The 8413-nt window shown below is 54.3% G+C and carries 9 protein-coding genes and 1 pseudogene; 3 read left to right on the forward strand and 7 right to left on the reverse strand.

The annotated features are described in order from the left end of the window. Positions 1 to 59: 59 nt before the first annotated feature. On the forward strand, positions 60 to 941 hold the full coding sequence (rarD, locus tag ACLQ7H_RS18510; RefSeq protein WP_411753924.1) for an EamA family transporter RarD: 882 nt from the start codon (positions 60 to 62) through the stop codon (positions 939 to 941). 14 nt (positions 942 to 955) lie between these two features. Here the strand turns inward: rarD and ACLQ7H_RS18515 are convergent. Continuing rightward, a pseudogene (locus ACLQ7H_RS18515) lies at positions 956 to 1078 on the reverse strand (IS1 family transposase); the annotation flags it as partial. Between the two features lie 134 nt (positions 1079 to 1212). Here ACLQ7H_RS18515 and ACLQ7H_RS18520 point away from each other — a divergent pair. Then, positions 1213 to 1668 carry a hypothetical protein gene (locus ACLQ7H_RS18520; RefSeq protein ID WP_411753925.1) on the forward strand — a complete coding sequence of 152 codons (456 nt, stop codon included), beginning with the start codon at positions 1213 to 1215 and terminating at the stop codon, positions 1666 to 1668. A 75-nt stretch (positions 1669 to 1743) separates the two neighbouring features. Continuing rightward, positions 1744 to 2253 (forward strand): TonB family protein, encoded by a 510-nt coding sequence (locus tag ACLQ7H_RS18525; RefSeq protein WP_411753926.1) that lies wholly within the window; start codon positions 1744 to 1746, stop codon positions 2251 to 2253. Positions 2254 to 2430: 177 nt separating this feature from the next. On the opposite strand, the gene ACLQ7H_RS18530 is transcribed toward ACLQ7H_RS18525, so the two are convergent. The 6 genes from ACLQ7H_RS18530 to ACLQ7H_RS18555 form a co-directional block, all read right to left on the reverse strand. Further along, complete coding sequence (locus ACLQ7H_RS18530; RefSeq protein ID WP_411753927.1) at positions 2431 to 3126, reverse strand: 4'-phosphopantetheinyl transferase family protein; 696 nt, start codon at positions 3124 to 3126, stop codon at positions 2431 to 2433. Between the two features lie 83 nt (positions 3127 to 3209). Further along, positions 3210 to 4442, reverse strand: coding sequence for a bifunctional glucose-1-phosphatase/inositol phosphatase (gene agp / locus ACLQ7H_RS18535; protein ID WP_411753928.1), 1233 nt, complete (start codon positions 4440 to 4442; stop codon positions 3210 to 3212). 270 nt (positions 4443 to 4712) lie between these two features. Beyond that, positions 4713 to 6176 (reverse strand): anion permease, encoded by a 1464-nt coding sequence (locus ACLQ7H_RS18540; RefSeq protein ID WP_411753929.1) that lies wholly within the window; start codon positions 6174 to 6176, stop codon positions 4713 to 4715. Between the two features lie 31 nt (positions 6177 to 6207). Beyond that, positions 6208 to 7101 carry a triphosphoribosyl-dephospho-CoA synthase CitG gene (gene citG / locus ACLQ7H_RS18545; protein WP_411753930.1) on the reverse strand — a complete coding sequence of 298 codons (894 nt, stop codon included), beginning with the start codon at positions 7099 to 7101 and terminating at the stop codon, positions 6208 to 6210. Continuing rightward, entirely contained in the window at positions 7082 to 7630 is a 549-nt protein-coding gene (gene citX / locus ACLQ7H_RS18550) for a citrate lyase holo-[acyl-carrier protein] synthase (RefSeq protein WP_411753931.1), read from the reverse strand. Before citX ends, citG begins: the two co-directional genes overlap by 20 nt. Before the next feature lie 4 nt (positions 7631 to 7634). After that, positions 7635 to 8413, reverse strand: a 779-nt coding sequence (locus tag ACLQ7H_RS18555) for a citrate lyase subunit alpha (protein ID WP_411753932.1), incomplete at its 5' end; no start/stop codon positions are given.

Genomic DNA, 8413 nt, shown 5'->3' on the forward strand with positions numbered 1-8413 from the left:
CAAGCGCAGTCAACAACGCTGTAGTTTGAAAGACGACGGGTAAATAATCAGGAACGCTGGTGATCAAGGGCATCATACTTTCCGTCGTCGCTTCCCTGCTGTTCGGCGTGATGTATTACTACACCTCAATGCTTACCCCACTCGACGGCGAGGAAATCTATGGCTGGCGCACCCTGCTGACGCTGCCGTTTTTGACGCTGTTTATGCTGTTTTCCGGCGACTGGGCGCGGGTGAAGGAGATACTGCACTGGCTACGGCAGCGCCCGCAACGGGTGCTGCTATTGCTCCTGACCACCTCAATATTGGGTGTGCAGCTGTGGCTATTCCTCTGGGCACCGCTGCACGGCATGGCGCTGGATGTCTCACTCGGTTATTTCCTGCTGCCGCTGACCATGGTGTTGGCAGGGCGAGTATTTTTTCGCGATCGCCTCTCTGTGCTGCAAAAGATGGCAGCCCTATGCGCATTGGTTGGCGTGGGCAATGAGCTGATCCAGGTGGGCGGGGTTTCCTGGTCCACGTTGGTAGTCGCGTTAGGCTATCCCGTTTACTTTATTCTGCGCCGCCGCTTGGGCACCGATCATCTGGGTGGGTTGTGGTGCGAGCTGACGCTGATGCTGCCAGTCGCTGCGCTGTTTGCGCTCGGTGGATCAGAACCGCTGGCAGCGCTGACGGCCAAACCGCTGCTGTATTTGCAGATCCCGCTGTTGGGTATTATCAGCGCGCTGGCGCTGGTGTGCTATATCCTGGCCAGCCGCCTGCTCCCCTTCAGCCTGTTTGGTTTGCTGAGCTATGTAGAACCGGTGTTGCTGGTGATTGTCGCATTGCTATTGGGTGAAACCATTAACGCCAACCAATGGCTGACCTATATCCCGATCTGGCTGGCGGTCATGTTGCTGATGCTGGAAGGTGCGCGCCATCTGTTACGGCACCGCAGGATTTAATCCCCTGATTGGGGAAGTTGGAAGGTACGTTTGCAGAACTGACAACGGTAACGCTGACGCCCTCCTTTGCCACAACCGTGTTTCTTCACAGGGCGTGTCTGTTAGCAAAACGGGTGCTTTACATCAACTTTAGCCAGGCTGTTCCCACAACGAAAAGTGGAGCCTCTACAACTTGATAAATACATTGAATACTTGACCAGATTGAGCTATTCTTTTTGGCGCTTATTTATTTCAAATCATACGGTTGGAAATCAAGGAGGATAGAGACTGAATGAAACGACCATTATGCATTTTGATAGTCATTATCATACTGGCATGGTTTATTTTAAGTTGCTTGTTCCCGTTAATGTTTTGGACCGCTTTCAGCTTTCATCTATTAACATCACCTCAACACCCTGATGTCATGATCTTTTTCTATCTTGGCTATTTGTTGCGGGGGGGTATTTTTGTGCTGGCCATCTGGGCATTAATCGCCATTATCAAGCCTCGAAAACATGCCCGTCTGCTAGGAGCAATGGCATTGTTGGGCGTCTTTGTAATGACTGTAATCAGTCAATCACTTCCTATCACTAATGGTGTGGTGGTTGCTCCGGTGGAATACAGTAATGACGCGCAACGTGGTGGGGCTTTGATCGCACAAATGATCTTAATTCTTTGGTACTGGATAATAGGTCTGCGATTTATATTCTCAAAACGTGCCAAAAATTGGTTTGCGCAGCATAAGTGATCAATTTCCCATTCGTTTTCTCTTAAAAACCAGGATTTTCAAATTAACAGGGAAGTATTAATGAGGGAGAATACCATGAAAAACAGAATAATTTTGATTATATCGATTGTGTCATTCGTATTACTTTTAGGTATCAGTGGAATGATTTATTCTACTTCTAATAGTTATTACCATGCAATGCATTCACAATTGGCATTCAGTCTTAAAGATAACCCCTCCTTATTGTCAATAATTATTTGCCATTATAACAAAGACTCAATTTACTGCGGGGGAGGAAAGCTAACTCAAAACAGAGAAAAAACGCCAATTAATTCGACAGCATATATTAAAGAAAATGGCCTATCAACACCGCGTCCAGAATATCCACGCAGGGCCTATGCTCTTCAGGTGGAGGGTACCCTAAAAATCATGTTTGATGTGGATGACTCGGGCATGACTTATAATATAAAAGTCGTCGAAGAGCAACCCATAAATATGTTTAAAAAAGAAGCTATTGCAGCGGTATCCGCCTGGAAATTTAAACCGAATACTCCGATCAGTGAAGTGTCAATCAGTTTTGACTTTAAGATAGATGGCCAAAAATGATGAATCAATCTTGATTCCCATAATCTGTATTTATGGCTTAATTGGAAAAAAACACAAGTAAAAATATTAACCCAGGGCTTAATGAAAGGTTTGATTTTATATTGAAGTAATATAGTTAAAAACGGATTGTATATATTGCAATCCGTAGGTTTTAATAAACAACCTGCCATTCTAATTTTAAAAACAAATAAACGTCGTAACGGCATCACCTTGCAGCCAGAAACGCCCGCTAAAGCGGCGGCCTGAGTGGCAAAGTGGCGTCAGCGTCTTTTGCAATTCCAGCTCAAAGGTCTGCGCCTGCATATCCAGCTTGATCACCCGCGCATCCATAAAATCAAAGTAGCAGAGCACCTGCGGGTAAAGCGCCTTAAACAGGCTTTCTTTGGCGGAAAATACCAGCGTCAACAGCAGATTAAAAGGTTGTGGCCGTTGGCGTAGCCACTGGCATTCGTCCTCACTGACGATACCGCTCCACAGCTCTTCTGCTCGCACTGGCGGGATCTGCGTTTCCACATCAATGCCCACCCCACCTGCCCCACTCTCTTGCTGAGCGGCACACAGCGCCGTATCGCTATTGTGACTGATCGCCCCGGCAATCCCGGCAGGCCAGAGCGGTTCACGTTTCTCCCCGCGCAATAAGGTGAAATCCTGATGCCCCAACTCTGCCAGCACCCAGCGCGCCAGATAGCGCCCGGCCAGATATTCTGCCTTACGTTTGGCGACCGCGGGTGCAACGTGCGCAGGGAAATCGATACCGGCAGCCGCAAACAGATCGTCGTGATAATCCGCGACAGAGAAATGACATTGTGCGATCAGGCCGGCAAAGCCTTCAACCGACAGTAATTCAGCGTTGAGAATAAAAGAAGAGAGCACGTTTCATCCGTGATAAAGGGTCCGTTGAGACAGTATATACCGCACGGCAGGCCAGGGCGAAAAGGTTCGCCCCGGCAGCACGGTTATTGCAAGACGTCCTTCATGGTTTTTTCAAAGTCGCTCCAGGCACAGAACCCGTCTTTATCCACCGGGCAGCCTTCCAGCGCCAGGGTGACGCGCTGCGGTGGGGTGCTCAACGTCAGCGGTTCGGCATTACGCAACTGTTCGGTCGATTGGTAGACATATTCAATCTTCAACAGATCGCGATCGCCTTTGCCATCATGCCAGCGTTGGAACACCAGCTTGCCGCCAATCGGGGTTTTCTCATACTGCTTCGGCAACTCATACGGCTTGAATTTCATCGCAGACAGCAACGAGGCGATGTTGGAATCATGCCCCACCAGCACGGTCAGCTTCGGTGAGTCCGCCTTGCGATCGCTAATCAGCGCCGAATTGATGTAGGTCAGCAGCGGTTTGGCCACGTTCTGGGCGACAACCGACGAGGTGAACAGCGAATCCTGATAGCCATCTTTCAGCTTGGCCAACTGCTGCCACTGGTACGGCGTCACAATCTTACCCCAGGCCACGTCTTTCATCGGGAAGCCTTCGTAATATTGCAACATAAAGGCATCCACCAGCGAGTTACCCACTTTCAGCGGGCCAGAAACACCAGGCTCTTTCCCCGGCACCGCGCTCATTTTGCTCGGTTCAGCAGCCAGATTGCACTGTTGGTCGGTCTTGCAGGTGGTGGAGTCCTTGTAGTCGATGATCTGCTCTAGCTGTTTGTAGGAGGCGTCCAGCTTCAGCGATGCCAGCTCGGCATTCATGGCGCTCAACGCCTGCTGGTTAAAGGCTTCGCTGTTGTCGGTGATAATCGGGTTGAAGGTGGGATCCATCTCCCCCATTTTCTCCTGATGATGCACGCTGATATCACAGCCAGGGAACGCGCCGTTGGTAAAGAACTGCGCGGTGGCTACCGTGCGTTGCAGGCTGTTGGCATACACGTAAACGCTGTCAGCGGCCGGACAACCTTCCTGCGGCAAAATGCCCGCCTGCTTGAGCCACGCGTTGAAATAGTGACCCATATACACTTCCAGCACGCCGCCCTTGGTGGTCAGCAATCCTCCTGGCGTATCCCACTGCGGCCAGGCTTTTGGCGTGGACTGGGCCAGCACGCTGCCGTTGTTCGCCAGCGGTGCGCGCAGGTTGTGGCGGCTCATCACCAGCACCTGTTCCAGTTGATAACCGTCGTTCTCGGCAAAGGCGGTGCCGCTGAACAGTAAAGGCAGGCAAAGGAGTAACGTTTTTTTTCTCATCCGCAGAGGTTCCCTAAATATGATTTTACCCTATGGATTTCAAGTTGCAGCTAGGCGACAAGCTATCTCATCCCCAGGAACTTACGTTTAGTAAGTGACTGGGGTGTGATAGTGCAGGTAACAACGCTGCAGCTTGAAAGACGACGGGTATGTTTTGAATGGGTTAACGTTGGGTTGGTATAATGGCGGCGTTCGACATGAAAGTGTGTGACGGGCGTCACGGGGGAAGGGATTGCAACAGCGGCCATCCGTGGATGGCCGCCGGTTAACTTAATACCACAGGCTAAGAATTGGCCAGCCGATCAGCAGCAGCGCCGCGATATAGACCACGCCGAGGATGCCACCAAGACGCCAGTAGTCTTTCGACTTCACGTAGCCGCAGCCATAGATGATCACTCCTGGTCCAGTGGCATACGGGGTCAACACCCCCATGATACCGATAGACAACACCAGCAGGATAGAAAGGTGCTCCATCGGCACGCCCGGCAAGCCTTTACCTACCGCCAGGATCATCGGCAGCATGGTCGCGGTATGGGCCGACAGGCTGGCAAACAGATAGTGCGCGTAGTAGAACACCAGCACCAGCAGAACGACCGTCATCTTCGGTGAGAAACCGTCCAGATGGGTGCTCATGGTGGTGGCGAACCAGTCGATAAAGCCGGAGCGGCTCAGGCCGCTGGCCATCACTACCAAGGTTGCCAGGTTAACCAGGGTATTCCAGGCGCTGGAGTATTTGGTAATGTCTTTCCAACTCACTACGTGCAGGGCCAGCATCAGCGATACCGCCAGCAAGCACACCGTCGTCGCATCCACGATTTTACCGCCGAACACCCACAGGCACAGGCTGAATAGTACCAGGCCGATCAAGGTATATTCTTTGCGGGTCAGTTTCCCCATCTCCCCCAGAGCCGTATTGGCCCAGCCAGCGACTTCATTACTGTGGGTAACGCCTGGCTTATACAGGTAGTAAGAAATCAACGGTGCAACGATCAGCAGCAGCAGCCCAACCGGCAGGAAGGCCAGGAACCATTGCATCCAGGTGATATTGATCCCGGCAATCTTGTGGACGAACTCAATACCCAACACGTTAGGTGCCGCGCCGGTCACAAACATGGAGGAACTGATGCTGGTCCCCACCACCATCATCCACATCAGGTAACCACCGATGCGGCGTGAGGAAGGATCGTTCGGGAAGGAGTCAAACAGCGGCGGCAGGTTTTTCACCACCGGGAACACGGTGCCCCCGGTACGCGCGGTGTTGGACGGGGTAAACGGCGCCAACAGGATATCGATGATCACCACCGCATAGCCCAACGTCAGGGTACGTTTGCCCATGAACTTCACCAGGAACAGCGCGATGCGGCGCCCTAACCCGGTGGCCTCATAGCCCAGCGCGAAGATAAAAGCCCCAAACACCAGCCAGACGGTGGTACTGGAGAACCCGGCCAGCCCCCATTTGAGCGCCTCTTTACCGGCTTTAAAGCTGGGATTGGCCAGCTCTTCGGCACCAAACAGCACCCAGTTGGAACTGAGTACGCTGACGGTCACGGCAATAAAACTGATCGCCGTGGCCGGGATCGGTTCCAGGATCATACCGACGATCATCGCCACAAAGATGGCAAAGTAACGCCAGGCTTGCGGTGGCATGCCCTCCGGCGTGGGTATCATTAACAGGACAGCAAGCACCACCAACGGGGCGATCGCTTTCCAGATTTTCTCTTTGGTTTCGGACATGGACACTTCTCCTGAAGGCTTCGTTATTTTTTTAAGCCCCCGCCTGCGGCAACTGCGCCAACAGCCAGGTGACTATCAATAAATCGGCACTGCCGCCGGGGCTAAGATTACGGGCGATGCACGCGACGTCGAATTGCCGCAAACGGGCAATTCCATGCGCCGTGCCTGCCCCTCCCTGTGCCAATAACTGGCTGGCATAGTGTTGTAACCAGCGCAGCCCTTTAATGCCGCCCCGCGAGGCGACGTTGGTATCATCGTTATGCGCCATCAGCCACAGCAGGCTGTCCAGCAGCGCGACCTGTTCGCCACAACCACCGGCGATCCTCTGGCGATACAGCGGCAACGCACCGCCGATCACCCGCTGAAAGCCGGATTCGGCCTCACCACGGGCACCACTCAGGCTAAACTCGGCAAATAGCCGTTGCCCGGCAGTCTGGCCCGTGTTGTTGCGTTTCAGCTCCCGGCTGACCAACCCACGGCACATCAGGGCCACTTCGCCACACAGGCTTTGGGCGTCAATCTGCCGTTGTTGTTGCTGTAAGCGGCCAAAGGCGCAGCACAACAGCCCCAGCGAGAACACGCTGCCTTTATGGGTGTTGATGCCACCGGTGGCGCGGAACATCTGTGCTTCACAGGCCATGCCCAATGGGCGCAGGCGTGCAAGCTGCTGCTCGGCGGGCAAACCGGCATCGGCCATACCCTGGCGGATAAAATAGGGTAGCCACCGGCCAATCGCCCTTGAGCTGTGGTAGAAATGGCCAATATCCATGTCGCGATGCGCGCCGTTGTTGTGGCGATCAACCAACCCCGGTTTCGGCGTCAGGTTGACCTCCACCAACAGCGCCCGATAGGCGTCGCGAGCAAAGCGCTGGCTGTGCGAAAGATCGGTAACCGTCGGCTGCCAATCAGGCTGGGAGTGCATCATTGAGCATCCTTTCCATTGCATTGAGCAGTTGTTCGGTGCTGTGACTCTGTTGGCGGGCGCAAATCTTGGCTGGCTGATTGCACAGCAGACAGTTGCGTTCAGGCAGCCCAAGTTCCCGCCGCGACAGGATCTGCCCTTGCGGGGTCAGCACATCGATATCCCACAGGCGGCCAATCGGCTGCTGGATTTCCAGTTGGATGGTGGCCTCTTTCACCGCGCGGGCATCGGCTTGCAGCGCCAAATAGCCTTCGCAGCCAGTGGGCAGCGCCAAGGTCTTCTGCTGCAAACAAAGCCAACCTTGCTGGCGATACATCTGTTGCAGGGCTTGCCTTCCCAGATTGAACACGCGCCGCGTCATGGGGCTGTCTTTCACCGCCCCCGGCACCACCAGAGTAAGCACCACCAGCGTGGCGGTAGGATGGCGCGCCAGCCAAGCCTGTTGCCGTGCCTGCCGGCATTCACGGCTGGAAAGCAGTTCGGGCAAACTTACGGCGCGGCTGGCGGCCAATTCGGGGGAGATGTAAGCCATGGCGTTACTCCGCGACCTGATGTACGACGTCAATCACCGAACCGTCGCGATAGCGCACCACGGCCACCACGTTGTCGGTAAAGGCGATCGGTTTCGGTTCACCGGTCAGTACCAGCGCACGCTCACGCAGCCATTCGATGGTGACCACCTGCAACCCGGCATCGCGTAACCTCTGCGCCAGCTCTGGGCGGGCCGGGTTAACGGCAATACCGTGGTCGGTCACCAGAATGTCGATGCTGGAACCCGGCGTAACGCAGGTAGTCACCTGCTCAACCAGCGTAGGAATGCGGCCACGCACCAACGGCGCGACAATAATCGCCAACCGCGCCGCCGCTGCGGTATCACAGTGACCACCGGAAGCACCACGGATCACCCCGTCGGAGCCGGTCAGCACGTTAACGTTAAAGCCGGTGTCAATTTCCAGCGCGCTCAGCACCACCACGTCCAGACGATCAACCGACGCGCCCTTGGAGCTGAAGTTGGCGTACTGATTAGCGCTGATCTCGATATGATTTGGGTTGCGAGCCAATGACATGGCCGCCGCACGGTCAAAACTCTGCACGTCCAGCAATTTGCCGATCAGGCCTTTTTCATGCAGATCCACCATGGTGGAGGTGATGCCACCCAGCGCGAAACCGGCACGAACGCCACGGGCACGCATCTTGTCTTCCAGGAAGCGGGTGACGGCCAGCGAAGCGCCACCGGTGCCGGTCTGGAGGGAGAAGCCTTCGGTAAAATAGCCAGAATCGACGATCACCTCGGCAGCACGGCGGGCAATCAGCA

Origin of the sequence: Serratia sp. (in: enterobacteria) (assembly GCF_046715635.1) — a bacterium.
GTDB lineage: Bacteria > Pseudomonadota > Gammaproteobacteria > Enterobacterales > Enterobacteriaceae > Chania.